Here is a 20,608-nt window from a genome sequence, read left to right on the forward strand (position 1 = left end):
CTCCTTTTCCTAGTTCGGACCCGATCTTCGGCTTGGTCCAAATATCCCGGGGGTCCGGGGGCAGAGCCCCCGGCGTCGCTCACACCAGCGCCGCGCCTTCCTTGAAGACATCGGCATCGGCCGCCAGCAGCATCTCGTTATGCGGCTTGCCGGACGGGATCATCGGGAAGCAGTTCTCGTGCTTCTCCACGAGGCAGTCGAACAGCACCGGGCCGTCATGCTTGATCATCTCCATGATCGCATCGTCGAGATCGGCGGGGTCGGAGACCTGCATCCCCTTCCAGCCGAAGCTCTCGGCGAGTTTCACGAAATCGGGCAGGCTTTCGGACCAGCTATGCGAGTACCGCTCGCCATGCAGCAACTCCTGCCACTGGCGGACCATGCCCAGACGCTCGTTATTGAGGATGAACTGCTTCACCGGTACGCGGAACTGGGTCGCGGTGCCCATCTCCTGCATGTTCATCAGCCAGCTCGCCTCGCCCGCCACGTTGATCACGAGGCTCTCGGGATGGGCGATCTGCACGCCGATCGAGGCGGGGAAGCCATAGCCCATCGTGCCCAAGCCCCCGGAGGTCATCCAGCGGTTCGGATCCTCGAAGCCGAGGAACTGCGCGGCCCACATCTGGTGCTGACCCACCTCGGTGGTGATGTAGCGATCCATGCCCTTGGTCAGCTCTTCGAGCCGCTGCAGCGCATATTGCGGTTTGATCGTCTTTTCCGAGTTGGTGTAGGCGAGGCAGTTCACCTTCTTCCACTCGTCGATCTTCTTCCACCATTTCTCGATCGCGGGCTTGTTCACCTTGCGCCCGCGCGACTTCCAGACCTTGAGCACGTCTTCGAGCACATGGCCGATGTCGCCGAGGATCGGCAGGTCGACGGCGATGATCTTGTTGATCGAGGAGGCGTCGATATCGACATGCACCTTGGTCGATTTCGGCGAGAAGTCCGCCACGCGGCCGGTGATCCGGTCGTCGAAGCGCGCGCCGAGGTTGATCATCAGATCGCAGCCATGCATCGCGAGGTTGGCTTCATAGAGGCCGTGCATGCCGAGCATGCCGAGCCAGTTCTTGCCCGAGGCGGGGTAGGCGCCCAGACCCATCAGCGTCGAGGTGATCGGGAAACCGGTTGCGTCGACCAGCTCGCGCATCAGCTGGCTCGCAGCGGGGCCCGAATTGATCACGCCGCCGCCGGTATAGAAGACCGGCTTCTCGGCGGTTTCGATCAGCTCGACCAGCTTGGTGATCGCGTCGAGATCGCCTTTCACCTGCGGCTGGTAATGGTCGACCTTCGCGGCTTTCGGCTCGCAGTAAGTGGCCACCGCGAATTGCACGTCCTTGGGCATGTCGATCAGCACCGGGCCGGGGCGGCCCGAGGTCGCCACGTGGAAAGCCTGATGGATCGTCTCGGAGAGTTTCGCGGGGTCTTTCACCAGCCAGTTATGTTTGGTGCAGGGGCGGGTGATGCCCACCGTGTCGGCCTCCTGGAAACCATCGGTGCCCACGAGGAAGGTCGGCACCTGACCCGACAGCACGATCAGCGGGATCGAGTCCATCAGCGCGTCGGTCAGACCCGTCACCGCATTGGTCGCGCCCGGGCCCGAGGTCACCAGCGCCACGCCCGGCTTGCCGGTCGAACGCGCATAGCCTTCGGCCATGTGGATCGCGGCCTGCTCGTGGCGGACGAGAATGTGACGGATGTCGTTTTGCTGGAAAATCTCGTCATAGATGGGAAGGACCGCGCCGCCGGGATAGCCGAAAATTACCTCGACCCCGTGATCCTTCAGCGCCTGAACCACCATCTTCGCGCCGGTCATCTGCCGTGCCATATGCTCACTCCATCCTTGCGCGAGGGCCACGCCGCCCGCCGCTACCTCTCAAGCGTCCAATCGTCCAATAAAAAGCCCCCGGCTTTGAGGCGGGGGCGCATGGGAACCTTCATGGTCTAACCGTTACCGGCCCATGCGCTTGGCTCCTACGACGACAAGAAGAATCGCATCCATTGCGGATCCCTTTCGGACTGCTTTGCGCGGACATTATGAGCGGGTGCAGGAGGCGTCAATGCCCAAACGCTGAATAAAATGTCGCTAAGGGAGGAAATTTCTTCCCGATTGTTGCGCATCGCGACCTGCGAGTCGCAACTTTGAGAAATCATAAGCGGCATGCGACGCGGGTGCCGCTAGGTCAGTCGCATCAAAGTGATCCCGTTGACGCTTCGTCAGTCGCCAGGTCGGCGCTGGGGAGCGATGTTTTTAGGTCGATCTGGTCAAGTGAACAGACCAGATAGGGCCTTAATTGCTTGACCTTTCGCCTCCACTCGGCCAATCACGGGCAAAGCCTCGGGCAGGCTTTCGGGACAAAATTAGGGAGGAAGTGAGATGGGCGCTTTGCTGGCCCTTTCACGCGCGATCGACCGGATAAACGAGACCATCGGCAAGGCGGTGTCGTGGCTTATTCTGGTGTCGGTCCTCGTGAGTGCGACCAACGCCATTGTACGCAAAGCCTTCGACATGTCGTCGAACGCTTGGCTGGAATTGCAATGGTATCTTTTCGGCGCGGCGTTTCTGGGCGCTGCCGCTTACACGCTCAAGCAAAACGAGCATATCCGCATCGACATCATCTATGGTGCGTTCTCGCGGAAAGTGCAGCACTGGATTGATCTGCTCGGGCATATCTTCTTCCTGATGCCGTTCGTCGTGCTGATGCTGTTCAAGCTGACTCCCTTCGTGATGATCTCGATCCGCTCGGGCGAGATGTCGACGAATTCGGGCGGTCTGATCCTGTGGCCGGCCAAGCTCCTGCTGCTGATCGGCTTCTGGCAGCTGTTCTTCCAGGGCGTGTCCGAGATCATCAAGAAGATCGGCGTGATGCGTGGGTTGATCGCGGATCCCCATGCCGACAGCGCGGGCCATCACGGCCATGATCCCATCGCCGAAGAGGAGGGTCTGTAATGCTCGAGCTTATTGCTCAGAACATGGCCCCGATCATGTTCATCTCGCTGATCGTCTTCCTGCTGATCGGCTATCCTGCGGCCTTCGCGCTCGCGGCCAACGGTCTTTTGTTCTTCGTCATCGGCGTTGAACTGTCGGGCTATTCCGGCGGGACGATCAATCTTGACTGGCCGTTGTTGAATGCGATGCCGCAACGGTTCTACGGGGTCTTGTCGAACGAGACCCTACTTGCCATTCCATTCTTCACATTCATGGGCATCGTGCTCGAGAAATCGGGCATGGCCGAGGATCTCCTCGACACGATCGGTCAGTTGTTCGGTCCGGTGCGCGGCGGTCTCGCCTATGCGGTGATCATCGTGGGCGCGCTTCTGGCGGCGACCACGGGCGTGGTCGCGGCGTCGGTGATCGCTATGGGCCTGATCTCGCTGCCGATCATGTTGCGCTACGGCTATGATCGGAAGGTGGCCACAGGTGTCATTGCGGCGTCTGGGACACTGGCGCAGATCATTCCGCCTTCGCTGGTGCTGATCGTTCTGGCTGACCAGCTGGGTGTTTCGGTGGGTGACATGTACAAGGGCGCGCTGATCCCCGGTATGGTGCTGACCGGCATCTACCTCGGCTACGTGCTCGTGATGTCGATCATCAAGCCGAAGTCGATGCCGGCCCTGCCGAAAGAGGCGCGTACGCTCGGCTCGGGTGTGATGTCGCTCCTCGTCGCGCTGGCAGGTGCGGTCGCGGTCTTCATCTTCGCCGAGAAGTATTTCGAGGCGAGCGGGTCGAGCGTCAACAACTCCGAGATCCTGGCTGCCGGTGCCGCCGTGATCGTCGTCTATATCGTGGCCTTGCTCGACAAGGCGCTGAAGATCAACCTGATGAGCCGTCTGGCCCAGCAGGTGGTCATCGTGCTGATCCCGCCGCTGGCGCTGATCTTCCTGGTGCTGGGCACGATCTTCCTGGGTGTTGCGACTCCCACCGAAGGCGGCGCCATGGGCGCGGTCGGCGCGCTGGTGCTGTCGGCGGTCAAGAAGCGTCTGACCTTCCCCGTCGTGCGTGACGCGCTGGCGGCGACGACGCGTCTGTCGGCCTTCGTGCTGTTCATCCTGCTGGGCGCGCGGGTCTTCTCGCTCACCTTCTACGGGGTGAACGGGCAGGTCTGGGTCGAGCATCTGCTGACCTCGCTTCCGGGTGGCCAGTTGGGCTTCCTGATCGTGGTGTCGTTCCTTGTGTTCTTCCTCGCCTTCTTCCTCGATTTCTTCGAGCTGGCCTTCATCATCGTGCCGCTTCTGGCGCCTGCCGCGCAGGCGCTGGGGATCGATCTGATCTGGTTCGGCGTGATCCTGGGCGTGAACATGCAGACCTCGTTCATGCACCCGCCCTTCGGCTTCGCGCTGTTCTACCTGCGCTCGGTCGCGGCCAAGGTGCCCTATATCGACAAGGTTACCGGCAAGAAGATGGAGCCGGTGAAGACCTCGCAGATCTACTGGGGCGCCATTCCCTTCGTGTTCATCCAGGTTGCGATGATCGCCATCGTGATCGCCTTCCCGGCCATGGTGATGCACTACAAGGGGCCGCAGGTTGATCTGAAGGACGTCGAGATCAAGCTGCCCCAGATGCCGGGCATGGGCGATGGGGGCGGCCTCGGTGGACTGCCGTCTCTGGCGCCGCTCGGTGGGTCGACCTCTGGCGGGTCAAGCTCGGGAAGCGCGGCTCCGGGCGGGCTGCCCCCGCTTCCCACACCGGGCAGCAACTGATCGACCGTAAAATGAAAGATCGGGGCGGCCTTCAGGGGCCGCCCCTTTTTTATAGAGAGAGAGTGGAGGGCGAGGGATGCGGTATCCTCTTCTGGTGATTTTCGGGGTTTCGTTGCTTGCGCTGGCGGGCTGTGGTGAGACCAAGGAGCAGCGGGCGGCGACGGGCGGCGTGGCCGGTCTCGTCGTGGCGGGCCCTGTCGGAGCGGTCGTCGGGGCCGGGCTAGGTGTGGTGACGCGCAGGAACTGACGAGCAGCCTTTCACGGAGCTTGGGAACCGCGAAAGGCGTCTCGGCGTCTTGTCCTTGAGAAGGTCGCGCGTTGCGGCTGCTATCGAAAGGACGAGAAGATGCGAATTGCGACGATTGTGATGGCGGGCGGCCTGCTAGTTTCGCTCGCGGCCTGTGGAGATACCACCACCGAACGCGCAGCCACTGGCGGCGTCGGCGGGCTTGTCGTGGCCGGACCCGTGGGGGCCGTGGCAGGCGCGACGGCAGGGGCCGCGACCACGAAGTGAGGTCGGGCCGCACCCGGATCGAAAAAGGCCCCGGGGCGCGAACCCCGGGGCCTTCTCGTTTCACGCTGGGCGTGGTTCAGATCTTCAGATTGCCGGCAGCCTGCTGGCGCATCATGAAGTAGTCGAAGTTGAACTCCGACAGCTGCCACCAGCCATAGGCGTCGTTGCGGAAGCTGAACTGGCTGTCGTAGATCTTCTTGAACGCCTCGTTCGAACTGTTGATCTCGTCGTAGACCTCGTTCGCGGCGTTGAAGCAGGCTTCGAGGATATCCTGGCTGAACGGACGCAGCTGTGCCCCTTGGCCGAGGAGCTTCTTCAGCGCGGTCGGGTTCTTGTAGTCATAGGACGCCATCATATCCGAGTTCGCCGCCTGCGTCGCTGCCTGCAGTGCGACCTTGTAGGCCTCGGGCAGTTGCTCGTAAGCGTTCTTGTTGAACATGGCGTGCAGACAGGCGCCGCCTTCCCACCAGCCGGGATAGTAGTAATAGGGTGCGACCTTGTAGAAGCCGAGCTTCTCGTCGTCATAGGGGCCGACCCATTCGGTGGCGTCGATCGTGCCTTTCTCGAGCGACGGGTAGATGTCGCCGCCGGCGATCTGCTGCGGCACGACGCCGAGCTTCTCCACGACCTTGCCGCCGAAGCCGCCGATCCGCATCTTGATGCCCTTGAGGTCTTCGGGCGTGTTGATCTCCTTGCGGAACCAGCCGCCCATCTGGGCGCCGGTGTTGCCACAGGGGAATGCGGTGATGCCGTAGTTCGCGTAGAACTCGTTCATCAGGTCGTTGCCGCCGCCATAGTAGAACCAGGCGTTCTGCATGCGCATGTTCAGGCCGAACGGCACTGCGGTTGCGAAGGCGAAGGTCGGATCCTTACCCCAGTAGTAATAGGACGCGGTGTGGCAAGCCTCGACGGTGCCGTTCGACACCGAATCCATGGCCTGCAGGCCGGGCACGATTTCGCCCGCCGCGAAGACCTGAATGTTGAATTTCCCGTCCGTCATTCCCTTGACGTAATTCGCCATCGTCTCGGCGGCGCCGTAGATCGTGTCGAGCGATTTGGGGAAAGACGAGGTCATGCGCCACGTCACGGTAGGGGTTTCTTGCGCGATAGCAGGTGCGGCGAGTGCGCTACTGGCAGCTGCGGCTGCCCCGCCAAGCGCACCTTTGCGCAGGAAAGAACGACGATCCATATGGTTTCCTCCCAAGTCGTGGATGTCTGTCAATTTTTCTGACCACACCGCTCCATTGATGGCGTTCCCTCCGGTGTGGACATTGCGGTCACTTTACTTGACCGGTTCCGGGTGTAAACCGGGCATCACGCAATTTTATGTCGTGTGTGGTCACAGTTCTGAAACCATGCTGCAATGTAGCATTGCGCGCGCAGAATGTCCGCCCGGCGCCTGGTCTCGTGCAGGCATAGAAAAAGCCCCAGCGCGCAGCGCGTCGGGGCTTCGGTTCTCTGGCTTGACCAGTTTGGCGGCTTACAGCTCGCCCTTGTTGGCTTCGCTCATCATGAAGTAATCGTAGTTGAACTCGGCCAGCTGCTCCCAGGTGAACCAGTCCTTGCGGAAGTCCTTGATCGAACCCCAGATCTTCGCGAATTCGGGGTTGTTCGCTTCCATCTCCGAATAGACCTCGTTGGCCGCCTTGAAGCAGGCCTGCATGATCTCCGGCGAGAAGGCGCGCAGTTGGGTGCCGTTGGCGACGAGGGTCTTGAGCGCCTTCGGGTTCTTCATGTCATATTTCTGCAGCATGTCCGCATCGGCGGCCTGAGCGGCGGTGTGGAGAAGTTGCTGATACTGCTTCGGCAGGCCTTCCATCTTTTCTTTCGAGAACATGAAGTGGACCGTCGGGCCACCTTCCCACCAGCCGGGGTAGTAGTAGTAGGGCGCGACTTTATAGAAGCCGAGCTTCTCGTCATCGTAGGGGCCGACCCATTCGGTCGCGTCGATCGTGCCTTTTTCGAGCGCCGGGTAGATGTCACCGCCGGCGATTTGCTGCGGCACGAGGCCGAGCTTTTCCATCACCTTGCCCGCGAAGCCACCAACGCGCATCTTGAGGCCCTTGAGATCCTCGACCGTCGAGATCTCCTTGCGGAACCAGCCGCCCATCTGTGCGCCGGTGTTGCCGCCCGGCAGACCGTAGAGGCCCTGCTTGCCGAGGAACTCGTTATAGAGCTCGATACCGCCGCCGTGGTAGTGCCAGGCGTTCATGCCGCGCGCGTTGAGCGAGAACGGCACTGCCGCGCCGAGCGCCCAGGTCGGATCCTTGCCCCAGAAGTAGTAACCCACGGTATGGCAGGCTTCGACCGTGCCGTTCATCACAGCATCTGCGACCTGAAGACCGGGGACGATCTCGCCTGCGGCGAAGACCTGGATCTTGAAGTTGCCGTCCGAGGCTTCCTCGACCATCTTCGACAGGACTTCCGAGCCGCCATAGATCGTGTCGAGCGACTTCGGGAAGGACGAGGCGAGACGCCAGGTGATCTGCGGGTTGCTTTGTGCGATCGCGGGGGCTGCCAGCGTGCTCGCAGCCGCACCACCCAGCGCGGCTTTCGTCAGAAAGGAACGACGGTCCATTTAGGATCCTCCCATTATTGCTCCGTTGCGCGAGGACGCGCCTCGCCACCCACCTCGTATCCTCCGTGGCGGGTCTGCCGGGACCGTTTCACCACAGGCCGGGAGTGTCCAGAGTTCACGCGCGCGTAATCAACGGAAGTCGTGGAAAAGTTTTAAAAAAAATCATTTGACATACGGCGAGTGCCGAACGGTTGAGCAGTCGTCTGCGAGAGCGTCGGCGGCGCGTGGTGGTGGCTCAACTGTTGCGTGTGTCGGGGAGCTGGATTCGCGCGACCTGTTCTGCGATCGGCGGCACCGAGAGCGGATGCGTCTCGGTCTCGTGCTTGGCGGGATCACCGATATCGGTCCATTTGCCGCCCTTGTAGATCTCGAGCGCGGAGAAGTTCGCCTTGTAGTTCATCTTCGGCGAGCCGGGTACCCAATAGCCCAGATAAACGTAAGGAAGGCCCACGCGCTTCGCGATCTCGACATGGTCGAGAATGAGGTATGTCCCGAGGGAGTCGCGGATGCGTTCAGGCTCGTAGAAGGAATAGACCATCGACAGCCCGTCATCGAGCACATCGGTCAGGCAGGTCGCGATCAGCGCGCGCATGCTGTCGGGAGTGGCCGCGGTCTCGCGATATTCGATGACCCGCGATTTCACGGGCGTCTCCTCGATCATCGCGGCGAATTCGAAGATATCCATGTCGGCCATGCCGCCATCGGCGTGGCGCGCATCGAGATAGCGGCGGAACAGGGCGAATTGCTCTTCTGTCGCCCAGGGAGACGTCGCGGTGCGCCGCAGGTCGCCGTTCTTTTTCATCACCCGGCGCTGCGATTTCGACAGTTTGAAATCGGCGACCCGTATGCGGGCCGACAGGCACGCGGTGCAATCGGCGCAGGACGGCCGATAGAGCACGTTCTGTGACCGGCGAAAGCCTTGGCGCGACAGCGCGTTGTTGAGCTTCTCGGCGGACTCGCCCTGCAAGGCGGTGAACAGTTTTCGTTCCGACCTGCCGTCCAGATAGGGGCAGGGCTGCGGCGCGGTTACATAGAACTGCGGTGCAAGCGGAAGCGAATGGCGCATCAAAAGCCTCGTTGGGGAGGGGTGGCGGCAGGCTAGCAAAGGAGCGCTCACCCGCCAAGTGTTTCATGGTGACGACATAGAAAGCGCCCCGGTCAGGTCAACCGGGGCGCTGAATTCGCGTCGCGAACTGTCTATATGGTTAGGCTTTCGCCTCTTCGGAGGTGTTCTCCGACTGGGCCGCTTCCTTGGCGCGCTCTTCCATGTACTGGTCGAACTCTGCCTTGTCGCGGGCTTCGCGCAGACGGCCGAGGAACTCTTCGAATTCCTGCTGTTCGCGCTGCAGTCGCTCGAGCGTGTCGGCCTTGTAGGCGTCGAACGCGGCGTTGCCGGTCGAGCGCGAAACATGGACGCCACCGGCGCCGTAGCAGCCGAAGCCGCGTTTCTGCACCGCCTGACCCGTGCGCCAGCGACGCCCGAAGCGGCCGGTGAACAGGATGAAGGCGAGAATGACGAGGCCGAGGGGGCCTGCGAAGATGAAGCCGGCCACCATCAGCGCGATCCAGGCGCCGGGGCCGTTCCCATCCATCCAGTTAACGGCGCGGGTAAACCAGTTACCAACCGCGACGGGCATGGAGTTGGTGGAATAGGCGGACATTGGAACCTCCGGGTTGAGTATGTGAATTCCTTTCACATCTCCAAGATCGGAAGTCGGACCGTGTCTTGCAAGGGGGGATGTAAACGATTTTTACATTTTTGCCGCAAGGCACCGAAATTGCTTTGTTTTATTCGGTGAAATCGGCCCGTTTCGCGCCGCTGATCCGTTCCAGATCGGCCGGGGCGATGGCAAAAACGTGCCGAGGCGTGCCCGCTGCGGCCCAGACGGTATCGAAATCGAACAGCCGGGGGTCGAGGAAAGCCGTTACCGGCCCGACATGACCCAGCGGCGCGACGCCGCCGATCGCGAAGCCGGTCTCCGCGCGGATCAGCCCCGCGTCTGCCTTGCCCAAGGGCTGGCCCGCGACAGCGCTCGCCTTCTCGGCGCTCACCCGGTTGCCGCCTGCGGTGATGAAGAGCACGACATGGCCGCTGTCTTCTCCGCGAAAGATGATGGATTTCGCGATCTGGTCGACCTCGCAGCCCACCGCCTGCGCCGCCATCTCGGCAGTTCGGGCCTCGCCCGGTTCGGTGATCTCGAAAGGCGCGCCTGCGGCTTCGAGGGCGGCACGAACGCGTTTCAGGGATTTGCTCATGGCGAGGCTCCGGACGGTCTGCGGTCAGGGCGCGGATGCGCCCCGGGGCGGGGTGTAGTTATGGCCAGATGGCGCGTGACAGCAATCCCCATTGACCGGCCCGCTTGGCGGCGTAAGCATGGCGCCATGCCGTTTGCCTCGCGTCTCACCCGTTCGCCCCTGCCTTTCGAGCCCGACCGCGCCGCCGAGGCCGAAGAGCTGTTTTCCGATCTCGCGCCGGAGTTGCGCGAATTGTTAGGGGGCACGGCGGGTTGCAGCCCATATCTCAAAGGCCTGATGGAGAAAGAGGCCGAGTGGCTGCGGTCTGCGATTTCAGTCAATCCGGAAGCTGCGCTGGCCGATGAATTCGCGCGGATCACGCCCGTCAGCCTCGCCGATCTACCGAGCGAACTGCGCCGGGCGAAGCGGCGGGTCGCGCTGCTCGCGGGGCTGGCCGATCTCGGTGGCGTCTGGTGTCTCGAGGAAGTGACCGGCGCCTTGACGCGGCTTGCCGATATCGCGGTCGATCTGGCGATGAAGCGGCTGGTGGCCGAGGAAATCCGCCGCGGCAAGATACCCGGTGCGAGCGACGATGATGTCGAGAGCGCCGCCGGGATGGTCGCGCTCGCGATGGGCAAGATGGGGGCAGGGGAGCTGAACTACTCCTCCGATATCGACCTGATCTGCCTTTTCGATGAAAGCCGGTACGACCCCGATGACGCGATGGAGGCGCGCAGCGCACTGATCCGGGCGACGCGCAAGATGGCGGCGATGCTAAACGATCGCACGTCCGAGGGTTACGTCTTTCGCACCGACCTGCGCCTGCGCCCCGATGCCGCCGTCACGCCGGTCTGCATCTCGATGGGATCGGCGGAGCTCTATTACGAGGCCGAAGGCCGGACATGGGAGCGCGCGGCCTATATCAAGGCACGTCCCTGCGCGGGGGATCTCGCGGCGGGGGAGCAGTTCCTTGAACGCCTGCGGCCTTTCGTCTGGCGCAAGCATCTCGATTTCGCGGCGATTCAGGACGCACACGACATGCGCCTGCGCATCCGCGAACATAAGGGGCTGCACGGTCCGATCGAGGTGGCAGGCCACAATATCAAGCTCGGTCAGGGCGGCATCCGCGAGATCGAGTTCTTCACGCAGACCCGGCAACTGATCGCAGGCGGGCGCGACGAGACGCTGCGCGACCGGACCACGGTGGGCGGGCTGCGTGCGCTCGCCGCGAAGACTTGGGTGGCCGAGGATGTCGCGGAGGAACTGATCGGTCATTACCGCGAGCATCGCGAGATCGAGCACCGTCTGCAGATGGTGGGCGACGCCCAGACCCAGATTCTGCCCGGCAATGAAGAGGGGCTCGCCCGGATCGCCGCTATGATGGGCGAGGGCGATGTGGCCCGCTGGCGCGATCGGCTGCGCGACCGGCTGGAGCGGGTCGAAAGCCTGACGAATGATTTCTTCGCCCCCGATGCCGCCGCCGAGCGCCCCGAACTGAGCGACGCCGCGCGTGAGATCGTCGAGGGCTGGACGGGCTATCCGGCGCTCCGATCCGAACGGGGGCGCGCGATCTTCAAGCGGCTGGAGCCGGAACTGCTCGACCGGATGCGGCGCGCAGCAAACATGGAGGAAGCACTCACCCAGTTCGACGGCTTCCTCAAGGGGCTGCCCGCGGGCGTGCAGCTGTTCTCTCTGTTCGAAGCCAATCCGCAACTGGTCGATCTCATTGTCGACATCTGCGCCACGGCGCCGGGGCTCGCGAGCTACCTGTCGCGCAATGCCGGGGTGCTGGACGCGGTTCTCGGCGGCTCGTTCTTCGCGCCCTGGCCGGGAAAATCTGCGCTGGAAGCCGATCTCGCCCGGCTGATGGAGCGCGCCGACGATTACGAGGCCGCGTTGATTGCGGCGCGGCGTTGGGCGAAAGAGTGGAAATTCCGCGTGGGCGTGCATCATCTGCGCGGTCTCGTCGATGCGTCAGAAGCCGCGGGCCAATATGCCGATGTGGCCGGCGCGGTGCTGGGCGCGCTCTGGCCGGTCGTGCAGGGCGAATTCGCGCGCCGCTACGGGTCATGCCCGGGCAAGGGGGCGGTGGTTCTGGGCATGGGTAGCCTCGGGGCCGAGCGGCTGAATGCGCAATCCGATCTCGATCTGATTGTGATCTATGACGCCGATGGGGAGGAGTTCTCGGATGGCAAGAAGCCACTTGCCTCAAGGGCTTACTATGCGAAGCTCACGCAGGCGCTGATCACCGCGCTCAGCGCGCCGATGCCGGAAGGGACGCTCTACGAGGTGGATATGCGGCTGCGCCCCTCGGGCAAGCAGGGGCCTGTCGCGACCTCGGTGCAAAGCTTCGATAGCTACCAAATGGAGGAGGCCTGGACCTGGGAGCATCTGGCGCTCACCCGGGCGCGCCCGGTCGCCGGCAGCGCCGATCTGGCCGACCGGGTCGAGGCGATCCGTCTCAAGGTTCTGGAGGCGAAAGGCGGCGGCGCCGAGGTGCTCCACGAGTTGGCGCAGATGCGGGCGCGGATCTTCGCGGCCAAAGCTCCCGATGGCGATTGGGAGGCGAAGGTCGGCCCCGGGCGATTGCAGGATATCGAACTGCTCGCCCAGAGCTTCGCGCTGCGCGCGGGCGTCCCGGCGCGCAAGGTCGAGGCGCAACTGCGCGCAGGCCCCCGCGGCGGGTTCGTGACCCGCGAGGAGGGCGAACAGCTCGCCACTGCCTATCGCTTCTTGTGGCGGTTGCAGGCAGGCGGGCGCTTGCTGAGCGAAAAACGTCTGGATATGGCGGCGATCGGAGAAGGCGGCCGCGCTTTCCTGTTGCGCGAGACGGGGCTGGATGATCTCGATGCTCTGGCGGCGCGTCTGAGCGAGGTCACGACCGAGACAGCCGCCATCGTGGACAGGGCTCTGGAGGGCTGAATGGCGCGCAAACTTATGGAATTGAGCGAGGCGGACCCGAAAGGGCTGATCCGCGAGAGCTTCAAGATCGACGGGATCACTATGGAAGAGTGCCGCTCGATCTTCATGGACTGGGCGTTGAGCCTCGGGCCGGGGATGGATGCGAGCGAAGCGATGCGCACCGTGCTCGCGGCGTATCAGGCGCCGCCCGAGCACCCGATGACCCGGGTGCTCGAAGAAGGTCTGACCCGCGAAAGCGCCCCGCCGATGCGGCGCGGCGGCTGGCGGGCGCGTCGTCCCTAGCAGGGTGATTAGCGCGGCAGCGCCGCCGCCTCGCGCGCAAGCGCTTCGATCCCGGCCCAGTCGCCCGATTGCACCATTGCATCGGGCGCGACCCAGGAGCCGCCTGCGCAAAGAACGTTGGGCAGGCTCAGGTAATCATTGGCGTTCTTCATGCTGACGCCGCCCGTCGGGCAGAAGCTGACCTGCGGGATCGGGGCCCCGATCGCCTTCAGCGCAGGCGCGCCGCCCGAAGCTTCCGCCGGGAAGAACTTCAGCACGTCGTAACCCATCTCGAGAAGCTTCATCACTTCGGATGCAGTGGCCGCACCGGGCAGCAGCGGCAGGCCTTCATCTTCGCAGGCCTTCACCAGCGTTTCGGTCGCGCCGGGCGACACGCCGAATTTCGCGCCCGCGGCTTTCGCGGCTTTCACATCGGCGGGGGTCAGCAGCGTGCCCGCGCCGACCACGCCGCCTTCGACATCGGCCATGGCGCGGATCGCGTCGAGCGCGCAGGGCGTGCGCAGCGTCACTTCCAGCGCAGGCAGGCCGCCCGCGACGAGCGCCTTGGCAAGAGGGGCGGCATGGGCCACATCCTTCACCACGATCACCGGCACGATCGGGGCCAGTTCGCAGATCTTGCGGGCGGATGCGGATTGTTCACTCGGGGTCATCGGATCACTCCAGTCTGGGTCGCCCATGCGGGCGGAGAGGGCAGGACGCTCCGCGGGGGATATTTCTTGCCAAGCCGAAAGCAGAACCCTGTTTTCGCCTTGGCGGAAATATCCCCGCCGGAGGCAAGAAAACTCAAAGCACCACTGAGGCGCCTTTGGTGGACGGGCCGACATGGGTGCGGAAGGCGCCGAACAGCTCGCGGCCGAGGCCGAACTGGTTGCCGCTGAGGTCGGGTTCGACCGGCGCGCGGCTCTCGAAGCCTTCGCTCAGGCAGGTCAACTCGCCCGTCGTCGCGTCGAGCCGCACCATATCGCCGTCCTGCAGCTTCGCAAGCGGCCCGCCATCGGCGGCCTCGGGGGAGACATGGATTGCTGCGGGAACCTTGCCCGATGCGCCCGACATCCGGCCATCGGTGACCAGTGCCACTTTCAGCCCGCGATCCTGCAGCACTGCGAGGGTCGGCGTGAGCGAGTGCAACTCCGGCATCCCGTTCGCCTTAGGTCCCTGGAAGCGCACCACGACGATCGTGTCCGAGGTGAATTCGCCCGCCTTGAAGGCGTCCTTCACCTCGTGCTGTTCCTTGAAGACGCGGACCGGCGCCTCGATCACATGGCGCTCCGGCGCGACGGCGGAAACCTTGATCACGCCGCGGCCGAGATTGCCTTCGAGCTGCTTCAGGCCACCGGTCTTCTGGAACGGATCGGCGGGTTTGCGCAGAATCTTTTCGTTCTGGCTCTCGGGATCGGCCTCTTCCCAGACCAGACCGTCCTCGGTGATCTTCGGCTCCTGCGTGTAGCGGGTCAGCCCGTCGCCCGCGACGGTCTTGGCGTCCTCGTGCAGCAGGCCCGCGTCGAGCAGATGACGGATCATGAATTGCAGACCGCCCGCGGCGTGGAAGTGGTTAACGTCGGCGAGGCCGTTGGGGTAGACTTTCGCCATCAGCGGCACGACCGAGGAAATCTCGTCGAAATCTTCCAGATCGAGCACGATCCCGGCGGCGCGCGCCATCGCCGGCAGGTGCAGCACATGGTTGGTCGAGCCACCGGTGGCCATCAGCCCCACCATGCCGTTCACGAAGGCCTTCTCGTCGAGCACTTCCGACGCCGGGCGGTAGTCATTGCCGAGCGCGGTGATCTCGGCGGCGCGCTTCGCGCCTGCCACCGTCAGCGCCTCGCGCAGCGGTGTGTTCGGGTTCACGAAGGAGGCGCCGGGCAGGTGAAGACCCATGAACTCCATCAGCATCTGGTTGGTATTCGCGGTGCCGTAGAAAGTGCAGGTGCCTGGACCATGATAGGAAGCCATCTCTGCGGCCATCAGCGCGTCGCGGCCGACTTCGCCGGCGGCGAATTGCTGGCGCACCTTGGCCTTCTCGTCATTGGGCAGGCCGGTCGTCATCGGCCCCGCGGGGATGAAGATCGCCGGGATATGCCCGAAGGTCGCGGCGGCCATGATGAGCCCGGGCACGATCTTGTCGCAGACGCCGAGGTAGAGCGCCGCGTCGAAGGTGTTGTGGCTGAGCGCCACCGCCGCGGCCATCGCGATCACGTCGCGCGAGAAGAGCGACAGGTCCATACCCGGCTGGCCCTGTGTGACGCCGTCGCACATCGCGGGCACCCCGCCCGCGACCTGTGCCGTCGCCCCCACCTCGCGCAGCGCAGCCTTGATCGTCTGCGGGAAGGTTTCGAAGGGCTGGTGGGCCGAGAGCATGTCGTTATAGGCGGTCACGATGCCCACGTTGGGGGCGCGTTCGCCGGCGAGCTTGTCCTTGTCCTCTCCCATCGCGGCATAGGCATGGGCCTGGTTGCCGCAGCTGAGATGCGCCCGGGCGGGCCCTGCATCGGCGGCGGCCTGCATCCGGGCGAGATAGTCGCCGCGCGGGCCTTCGGAGCGGGCGCGGATTCGGTCGGTCACACGGGCGATTGTGGCATCGAGGGTCATCGGCGGGGCCTTTCCTTGCTATGCATCTGATGCGGAACATGCAGCCCGTAAGGGCCGCTCGCGCAGCGGGCGCGGATCGCGGTTGCGTCCTCGCTATCATGTTAGCGCTAACGTCGCAACCCGTTCCCTTTGTCGATTATCTGGGGCAGAGCGGGGATGCGGCAAGCGCGAGGCCTTTCGCGCCGGGTCGCTTGGCGCTAGGAAGGCCGCGCCTGAGACAGCGCGCGCAAGGAGCCCCCGATGAGCCAGTCCGAAGACCCCGCCACCCGTCCGACCGTCCGGCTGCGCCCGAAAGCCGAGGCCCGCGCGATCCGCCACGGCTTTCCCTGGGTTTATGCGGACGAGCTGGTGACCGACCGCCGCACCAAGACGATCGCGCCCGGCACGATCGCGACGCTGGAGGATGGCGAGCGCCGTCCGCTCGCGACGGTTACGGTCAATCCGAACTCCAAAATCATCGCGCGGGTGATGAGCCGCGACGCCGAGGCGGTGATCGATCGCAACTGGATCACTGTGAAGCTGGCCCGGGCGCTCGAGATGCGCGTGCGCCTGTTCGATGCGCCTTTCTATCGCTTGGTCCATGCCGAGGCGGACGGGCTGCCCGGTGTCATCATCGACCGGTTCGGTGACGCGGCGGTGATCCAGCCGAACGCGGCATGGTCGGAGGTGATGATCGCGGATCTCGAGGCCGCGCTGGCCGAGGTCACGGGCGTCACCACGATCATCAAGAACGGCGCGGGCCGGGCCCGCAATCTCGAAGGTCTCGACGAGGAGATGGTCACGCTCCGTGGCGGGATCGACGCCCCGGTCGAGGTGCCGATGAACGGTGCAATTTACCTCGCCGATCTGATGGGCGGGCAGAAGACTGGGCTTTTCTACGACCAGCGCCCGAACCACGCATTTGCGGCGCGGCTGGCCGAGGGCGCGCGGGTGCTGGATGTCTTCTCTCACGTGGGCGGCTTCGCCTTGGCCGCGCTGGCCGGTGGCGCGCAATCCGCTTTGTCGGTCGATGCGTCTGCGTCGGCGCTCGAGCTGGCAAGCAAGGGCGCCGAGGCGATGGGCGCAAGCGCCCGGTTCGCGACGCGTCAGGGGGACGCCTTCGATACGCTCGACGCTTTGGGTCAAGAAGATGAGCGGTTCGATCTGGTGATCTGCGATCCGCCCGCCTTCGCCCCCGCCAAGCCCGCGCTGCAAGCGGGGCTGCGTGCCTATGAGCGGATCGCCCGGATGGCCGCGCCGCTGGTCGAACCGGGCGGCTATCTGGTGCTGTGCTCCTGCTCGCACGCCGCCGATCTGTCGCAATTCCGCGCAGCTTGCACGCGTGGCATCGGCAAGGCGGGGCGGTCCGCGCAGCTGATCCACACCGGTTATGCCGGGCCGGACCACCCGATGCTGCCGCAGCTGGCGGAATCAGGTTACCTGAAATCACTGTTCTTCCGGCTCGACTGATGCGGGTCGTGCTCGATGCCTGCGTGCTCTACCCGACGGTGCTACGCGAAATTTTGATCGGGGCGGCGAAGGCGGGGCTCTATCGTCCGCTCTGGTCGGCGCGGATTCTCGAGGAATGGGCGCGGGCCGCCGCGCGCCGCGCGCCCGCCGACGAAGCGGTTGCGCGGGGCGAGATCGCGCTGCTGCGCGCCACCTTCCCGAAGGCCGAGGTGGCGGCGCAGCCGGGGATCGAGGACCGGCTGGTCTTGCCCGACGAAAACGATCTGCACGTTCTGGGCGTGGCGATCGCGGGCAGCGCCGATGCGATCCTGACCTTCAACGCGCAGGACTTCCCGCGTGGGACACTGGCGGGCGAGGGGCTGGAGCGGCGCGATCCGGACGGGTTCCTCTGGCAGCTTCTGTCCGAGCACCCCGAGCAGATGCGTGCCATCACCGAATCCGTACGCGCCGAGGCAGAGCGTTTGTCGGGCGAGCCGCAGCCGATCCGGGCGCTGATGAAACGGGCGCGTCTGCCGCGCTTCGGCAAGGCGCTGGCGGCGTGATCTTGCGCTCCGTCTCAGGGCGTGGCCCCTTGACCGCCCGCGAAAGCCTCGCCAAACAGGCGCAATGATCGGGTTCATCACATGCCAAGAGCGCGGCGCGGCCGACAAGCTCCTTGCCCAGCTCGCCGACAGGCTACTGTCGCAAGGGCGCGACGTGATTGGCATGGTGCGCGCCGAGGTGCCGCAGCGGTTCGAGTGCGAGATGCATCTGCGCATCCTCCCCGAGGGCGAAACCCGCACAATTTCGCAGGATCTGGGGCAGGGCGCGGGGGCGTGTTCGCTCGACGCGGGTGCGCTCGAAGAGGTCGTCGCACAGGTAGGCTATGCGCTCGAGATGGCGCAACCGGGCACCATCGTGATCCTCAACAAGTTCGGCAAACAGGAAGCCGCGGGGCGCGGCTGTCGCGACCTGATCGCCCAGGCGATGGCCTCCGATTTTCCGGTGCTTCTGTCCGTTCCGCCCGAAACGCGCGCGGATTTCGCGGCGTTCACGGATGGTTTGGCCGAAGAAATCCTGCCGGATATTCAGGCGCTTGAGGCATTTCTCTCGCGTGAGAGCGCTTAATCCGCGCCCTTACGTTGTCTCGCGCCGCTGCCATGCTAGACTTGTTCCGCTAAGGTGAGTACAAGGGGGTCGTTAGCGCTAACGGACCCCAAACACGGAGCAGCCCATGGTTTCGCGCGTCATTCCCGTCGAACGTTTCGACCTGGTGATTTTCGGCGCCACTGGCGACCTCGCCAATCGCAAAATTCTCCCCGGCCTGTTTCGGCGCTATTGCGCGGGACAGATTCCCGAAGGCTCCACCATCATCGGTGCCGCGCGCTCGGAGATGACCCCGGATGAATTCCGCGATCAGGTCCGCGCGGCGATCGCCGAATTCGGTGGCAGCAAATGCGACGACGAAGGAGCGCTGGACGGGTTCTTGCCGATGCTCGACTATGTCGCGATCGATGCGAAAGGCGATGGCGGCTGGGATGATCTGAAATCGAAAGTCCGCGGCGACACGGTCAACGCGTTCTACTTCTCGGTGGCGCCCTCGCTGTTCGGCGACCTCGCGGAGCGGCTGCACAAGCGCGGGATCGCGGGGCCGGATGCCCGGATCGTCGTGGAAAAGCCCTTCGGGCGCGACCTCGCCTCTGCCAAGGCGCTCAACGCCGTCCTCGCGGAGTATTTCGACGAGACACAGATCTACCGGATCGACCATTATCTCGGCAAAGAAACCGTGCAAAACCTGATGGCGGTACGCTTCGCCAACATCCTGTTCGAGCCGCTCTGGAACAGTCAATTTGTCGATCATGTGCAAATAACGGTCGCCGAAACGGTCGGCGTAGGCGGTCGCGGATCGTATTATGACAAGTCGGGCGCGATGCGCGACATGGTGCAGAACCACCTGATGCAGCTTCTGTGCCTGATCGCGATGGAGCCGCCTTACCACTTCGACCCCGATGCGGTGCGCGACGAAAAACTCAAGGTGATCCGGGCTCTGCAGCCTGTCGCACCTGCCGATATCGTGCGCGGCCAATACGTGGCGAGCAAGGACGCGCCCGGCTATCTGGAAGATGCCGAGGACCCGGAGTCGACGACCGAGAGTTATATCGCGATGAAATGCCATGTCGCGAACTGGCGCTGGGTCAACACGCCCTTCTACCTGCGCACCGGTAAGCGGCTGCGGGCCCGCACGTCCGAGATCGCGATCACCTTCAAGCAGCCGCCGCACCAGATCTTCGACGAGGCCGAGGGCGAGTGGCGCGAGAACGTGCTCGTGATCCGGCTCCAGCCCAACGAGGGTATGAACCTGAAGATGATGATCAAAGAGCCGGGGCCGGGCGGCATGCGCCTCGTGCAGGTGCCGCTCGATATGTCCTTCGCGGACGCTCTGGGCGAAGAGGCCGACATCACCGACGCCTACGAGCGGCTGATCATGGACGTCATCCGCGGCAACCAGACGCTGTTCATGCGTGGCGACGAGGTTGAAGCGGCTTGGGCCTGGACCGATCCGATCATCGAAGGCTGGGAGTCGCGCGGCGACAAACCTCAAAGCTATGACAGCGGTTCGTCGGGCCCCGATGACGCGTTGATGCTGATGCATCGGGACGGCCGCCGCTGGCGGGAGATTCGCGAATGAATTTCGAAAGTTACCCCGATCGCGAGATGCTGATGATGGGGCTTGCGGACCGCATCGCGAGCCAGCTTCGCGCGGCAATCAACAACGAGGGCCGCGCGACCTTGTCGGTGCCGGGCGGCTCCACGCCCGGACCGATATTCGATATCCTCTCGGATATCGATCTCGACTGGTCCAAGGTCGCGGTGCTGCTCAATGACGAGCGTTGGGTGCCCGAAACCTCGGAGCGGTCGAATACGCGCCTGATCCGCGCGCGGCTCCTGACGGGCCGGGCGGCGGCGGCGACGCTGGTGCCACTCTATGCTGAAGCGGAGCGGCCCGAGGACAAAATGACGGAACTGGCCGCCGGGATCGAACCGCATCTGCCGATCTCCGTCCTGCTTCTGGGTATGGGCGCGGATATGCATACGGCGAGCCTGTTCCCCGGTGCCGACCGCCTGAAAGAGGCGTTGTCGAACGACGCGCCGATCCTTTTGCCGATGCGCGCCGAAGCTGCGGGCGAGCCGCGTATCACGCTCTCGGCACCGGTGCTGCGCGATGCGATGCACACGCATATCCTGATCACAGGGCCGGAGAAGCGCGCGGCGATCGAAGCGGCGGAAAAGCTCCCCGTGGAACAGGCGCCGGTGCGCGCCGTTCTCAAGGACGCGACCGTGCACTGGGCTGAATAAGGGAG

General features: G+C 64.2%; 19 protein-coding genes. 11 read left to right on the top strand and 8 right to left on the bottom strand.

Annotated features, from left to right (window positions below; all coding sequences use genetic code 11):
* Positions 1-79 precede the first annotated feature (79 nt).
* The gene (locus tag B6V73_RS07055) at positions 80-1,825 is read right to left on the bottom strand and encodes an acetolactate synthase 3 large subunit (RefSeq protein ID WP_088720194.1); all 1,746 of its coding nucleotides are present in this window, start codon (positions 1,823-1,825) and stop codon (positions 80-82) included.
* Positions 1,826-2,374: 549 nt separating this feature from the next.
* On the opposite strand from B6V73_RS07055, the gene B6V73_RS07060 reads away from it, so the two are divergent.
* The 4 genes from B6V73_RS07060 (at position 2,375) to B6V73_RS20745 (ending at position 5,212) form a co-directional block, all read left to right on the top strand.
* On the top strand, positions 2,375-2,947 hold the full coding sequence (locus B6V73_RS07060; protein ID WP_075775632.1) for a TRAP transporter small permease subunit: 573 nt from the start codon (positions 2,375-2,377) through the stop codon (positions 2,945-2,947).
* Positions 2,947-4,698, top strand: a complete 1,752-nt coding sequence (locus B6V73_RS07065) for a TRAP transporter large permease subunit (protein ID WP_075775631.1) — start codon at positions 2,947-2,949, stop codon at positions 4,696-4,698. The genes B6V73_RS07060 and B6V73_RS07065 overlap by 1 nt, the downstream gene beginning before the upstream one ends.
* A 76-nt stretch (positions 4,699-4,774) precedes the next feature.
* Positions 4,775-4,945: a hypothetical protein gene (locus tag B6V73_RS20740; RefSeq protein ID WP_166504604.1), complete on the top strand. Its 171-nt coding sequence runs from the start codon at positions 4,775-4,777 to the stop codon at positions 4,943-4,945.
* Positions 4,946-5,044: 99 nt separating this feature from the next.
* A complete protein-coding gene (locus tag B6V73_RS20745) occupies positions 5,045-5,212 on the top strand; it encodes a hypothetical protein (RefSeq protein WP_157771598.1) in 168 nt (55 codons plus the stop codon).
* 76 nt (positions 5,213-5,288) lie between these two features.
* Here B6V73_RS20745 and B6V73_RS07075 read toward each other — a convergent pair whose 3' ends face one another.
* The 5 genes from B6V73_RS07075 to B6V73_RS07095 form a co-directional block, all read right to left on the bottom strand.
* Positions 5,289-6,401 carry a TRAP transporter substrate-binding protein gene (locus tag B6V73_RS07075; RefSeq protein ID WP_075775630.1) on the bottom strand — a complete coding sequence of 371 codons (1,113 nt, stop codon included), beginning with the start codon at positions 6,399-6,401 and terminating at the stop codon, positions 5,289-5,291.
* Between the two features lie 291 nt (positions 6,402-6,692).
* Positions 6,693-7,790 (bottom strand): TRAP transporter substrate-binding protein, encoded by a 1,098-nt coding sequence (locus tag B6V73_RS07080; RefSeq protein ID WP_075775629.1) that lies wholly within the window; start codon positions 7,788-7,790, stop codon positions 6,693-6,695.
* Between the two features lie 235 nt (positions 7,791-8,025).
* Complete coding sequence (locus tag B6V73_RS07085) at positions 8,026-8,856, bottom strand: arginyltransferase (RefSeq protein ID WP_075775628.1); 831 nt, start codon at positions 8,854-8,856, stop codon at positions 8,026-8,028.
* 139 nt (positions 8,857-8,995) lie between these two features.
* The gene (locus B6V73_RS07090) at positions 8,996-9,451 is read right to left on the bottom strand and encodes a DUF2852 domain-containing protein (RefSeq protein WP_075775627.1); all 456 of its coding nucleotides are present in this window, start codon (positions 9,449-9,451) and stop codon (positions 8,996-8,998) included.
* A gap of 127 nt (positions 9,452-9,578) precedes the next feature.
* Complete coding sequence (locus B6V73_RS07095; RefSeq protein ID WP_075775626.1) at positions 9,579-10,046, bottom strand: YbaK/EbsC family protein; 468 nt, start codon at positions 10,044-10,046, stop codon at positions 9,579-9,581.
* A gap of 126 nt (positions 10,047-10,172) precedes the next feature.
* On the opposite strand from B6V73_RS07095, the gene B6V73_RS07100 reads away from it, so the two are divergent.
* Together B6V73_RS07100 and B6V73_RS07105 are read left to right on the top strand one after the other, a co-directional pair.
* Positions 10,173-12,947 carry a glutamine-synthetase adenylyltransferase gene (locus B6V73_RS07100; RefSeq protein WP_088724876.1) on the top strand — a complete coding sequence of 925 codons (2,775 nt, stop codon included), beginning with the start codon at positions 10,173-10,175 and terminating at the stop codon, positions 12,945-12,947.
* Between the two features lie 15 nt (positions 12,948-12,962).
* The gene (locus tag B6V73_RS07105) at positions 12,963-13,229 is read left to right on the top strand and encodes a hypothetical protein (protein WP_075775741.1); all 267 of its coding nucleotides are present in this window, start codon (positions 12,963-12,965) and stop codon (positions 13,227-13,229) included.
* Positions 13,230-13,237: 8 nt separating this feature from the next.
* Here B6V73_RS07105 and eda read toward each other — a convergent pair whose 3' ends face one another.
* Positions 13,238-13,879, bottom strand: a complete 642-nt coding sequence (eda, locus tag B6V73_RS07110; RefSeq protein ID WP_075775624.1) for a bifunctional 4-hydroxy-2-oxoglutarate aldolase/2-dehydro-3-deoxy-phosphogluconate aldolase — start codon at positions 13,877-13,879, stop codon at positions 13,238-13,240.
* A gap of 133 nt (positions 13,880-14,012) precedes the next feature.
* Entirely contained in the window at positions 14,013-15,818 is a 1,806-nt protein-coding gene (edd, locus tag B6V73_RS07115) for a phosphogluconate dehydratase (RefSeq protein ID WP_075775623.1), read from the bottom strand.
* Positions 15,819-16,058: 240 nt separating this feature from the next.
* Between edd and B6V73_RS07120 the strand changes: the two genes are divergently transcribed.
* From B6V73_RS07120 to pgl, 5 genes are all read left to right on the top strand, one after another.
* Entirely contained in the window at positions 16,059-17,267 is a 1,209-nt protein-coding gene (locus B6V73_RS07120; RefSeq protein WP_088724877.1) for a class I SAM-dependent rRNA methyltransferase, read from the top strand.
* Positions 17,267-17,809 (top strand): PIN domain-containing protein, encoded by a 543-nt coding sequence (locus B6V73_RS07125; protein ID WP_088724878.1) that lies wholly within the window; start codon positions 17,267-17,269, stop codon positions 17,807-17,809. The genes B6V73_RS07120 and B6V73_RS07125 overlap by 1 nt, the downstream gene beginning before the upstream one ends.
* Before the next feature lie 64 nt (positions 17,810-17,873).
* Positions 17,874-18,374 (top strand): DUF2478 domain-containing protein, encoded by a 501-nt coding sequence (locus B6V73_RS07130; RefSeq protein WP_088724879.1) that lies wholly within the window; start codon positions 17,874-17,876, stop codon positions 18,372-18,374.
* Between the two features lie 106 nt (positions 18,375-18,480).
* Entirely contained in the window at positions 18,481-19,935 is a 1,455-nt protein-coding gene (gene zwf / locus B6V73_RS07135) for a glucose-6-phosphate dehydrogenase (RefSeq protein ID WP_075775619.1), read from the top strand.
* Positions 19,932-20,603, top strand: coding sequence for a 6-phosphogluconolactonase (gene pgl, locus B6V73_RS07140; protein WP_088724880.1), 672 nt, complete (start codon positions 19,932-19,934; stop codon positions 20,601-20,603). The genes zwf and pgl overlap by 4 nt, the downstream gene beginning before the upstream one ends.
* Positions 20,604-20,608: the final 5 nt, after the last annotated feature.

Origin of the sequence: Thioclava sp. JM3, from assembly GCF_002213185.1 — a bacterium.
In the GTDB taxonomy this organism is placed as follows: Bacteria; Pseudomonadota; Alphaproteobacteria; order Rhodobacterales; family Rhodobacteraceae; genus Thioclava; species Thioclava nitratireducens.

What these genes read in the sequence shown, in the direction of transcription:
- B6V73_RS07065 (WP_075775631.1), top strand. Translation starts at nt 2,947, where the DNA reads ATGCTCGAGCTTATTGCTCAGAACATGGCCCCGATCATGTTCATCTCG.
- B6V73_RS07060 (WP_075775632.1), top strand. Translation starts at nt 2,375, where the DNA reads ATGGGCGCTTTGCTGGCCCTTTCACGCGCGATCGACCGGATAAACGAG.
- B6V73_RS20745 (WP_157771598.1), top strand. Translation starts at nt 5,045, where the DNA reads ATGCGAATTGCGACGATTGTGATGGCGGGCGGCCTGCTAGTTTCGCTC.
- B6V73_RS07105 (WP_075775741.1), top strand. Translation starts at nt 12,963, where the DNA reads ATGGAATTGAGCGAGGCGGACCCGAAAGGGCTGATCCGCGAGAGCTTC.
- B6V73_RS07075 (WP_075775630.1), bottom strand. Translation starts at nt 6,401, where the DNA reads ATGGATCGTCGTTCTTTCCTGCGCAAAGGTGCGCTTGGCGGGGCAGCC.
- B6V73_RS07120 (WP_088724877.1), top strand. Translation starts at nt 16,059, where the DNA reads ATGAGCCAGTCCGAAGACCCCGCCACCCGTCCGACCGTCCGGCTGCGC.
- B6V73_RS07125 (WP_088724878.1), top strand. Translation starts at nt 17,267, where the DNA reads ATGCGGGTCGTGCTCGATGCCTGCGTGCTCTACCCGACGGTGCTACGC.
- B6V73_RS07055 (WP_088720194.1), bottom strand. Translation starts at nt 1,825, where the DNA reads ATGGCACGGCAGATGACCGGCGCGAAGATGGTGGTTCAGGCGCTGAAG.
- zwf (WP_075775619.1), top strand. Translation starts at nt 18,481, where the DNA reads ATGGTTTCGCGCGTCATTCCCGTCGAACGTTTCGACCTGGTGATTTTC.
- edd (WP_075775623.1), bottom strand. Translation starts at nt 15,818, where the DNA reads ATGACCCTCGATGCCACAATCGCCCGTGTGACCGACCGAATCCGCGCC.
- B6V73_RS20740 (WP_166504604.1), top strand. Translation starts at nt 4,775, where the DNA reads ATGCGGTATCCTCTTCTGGTGATTTTCGGGGTTTCGTTGCTTGCGCTG.
- pgl (WP_088724880.1), top strand. Translation starts at nt 19,932, where the DNA reads ATGAATTTCGAAAGTTACCCCGATCGCGAGATGCTGATGATGGGGCTT.
- B6V73_RS07100 (WP_088724876.1), top strand. Translation starts at nt 10,173, where the DNA reads ATGCCGTTTGCCTCGCGTCTCACCCGTTCGCCCCTGCCTTTCGAGCCC.
- eda (WP_075775624.1), bottom strand. Translation starts at nt 13,879, where the DNA reads ATGACCCCGAGTGAACAATCCGCATCCGCCCGCAAGATCTGCGAACTG.
- B6V73_RS07130 (WP_088724879.1), top strand. Translation starts at nt 17,874, where the DNA reads ATGATCGGGTTCATCACATGCCAAGAGCGCGGCGCGGCCGACAAGCTC.
- B6V73_RS07090 (WP_075775627.1), bottom strand. Translation starts at nt 9,451, where the DNA reads ATGTCCGCCTATTCCACCAACTCCATGCCCGTCGCGGTTGGTAACTGG.
- B6V73_RS07085 (WP_075775628.1), bottom strand. Translation starts at nt 8,856, where the DNA reads ATGCGCCATTCGCTTCCGCTTGCACCGCAGTTCTATGTAACCGCGCCG.
- B6V73_RS07095 (WP_075775626.1), bottom strand. Translation starts at nt 10,046, where the DNA reads ATGAGCAAATCCCTGAAACGCGTTCGTGCCGCCCTCGAAGCCGCAGGC.
- B6V73_RS07080 (WP_075775629.1), bottom strand. Translation starts at nt 7,790, where the DNA reads ATGGACCGTCGTTCCTTTCTGACGAAAGCCGCGCTGGGTGGTGCGGCT.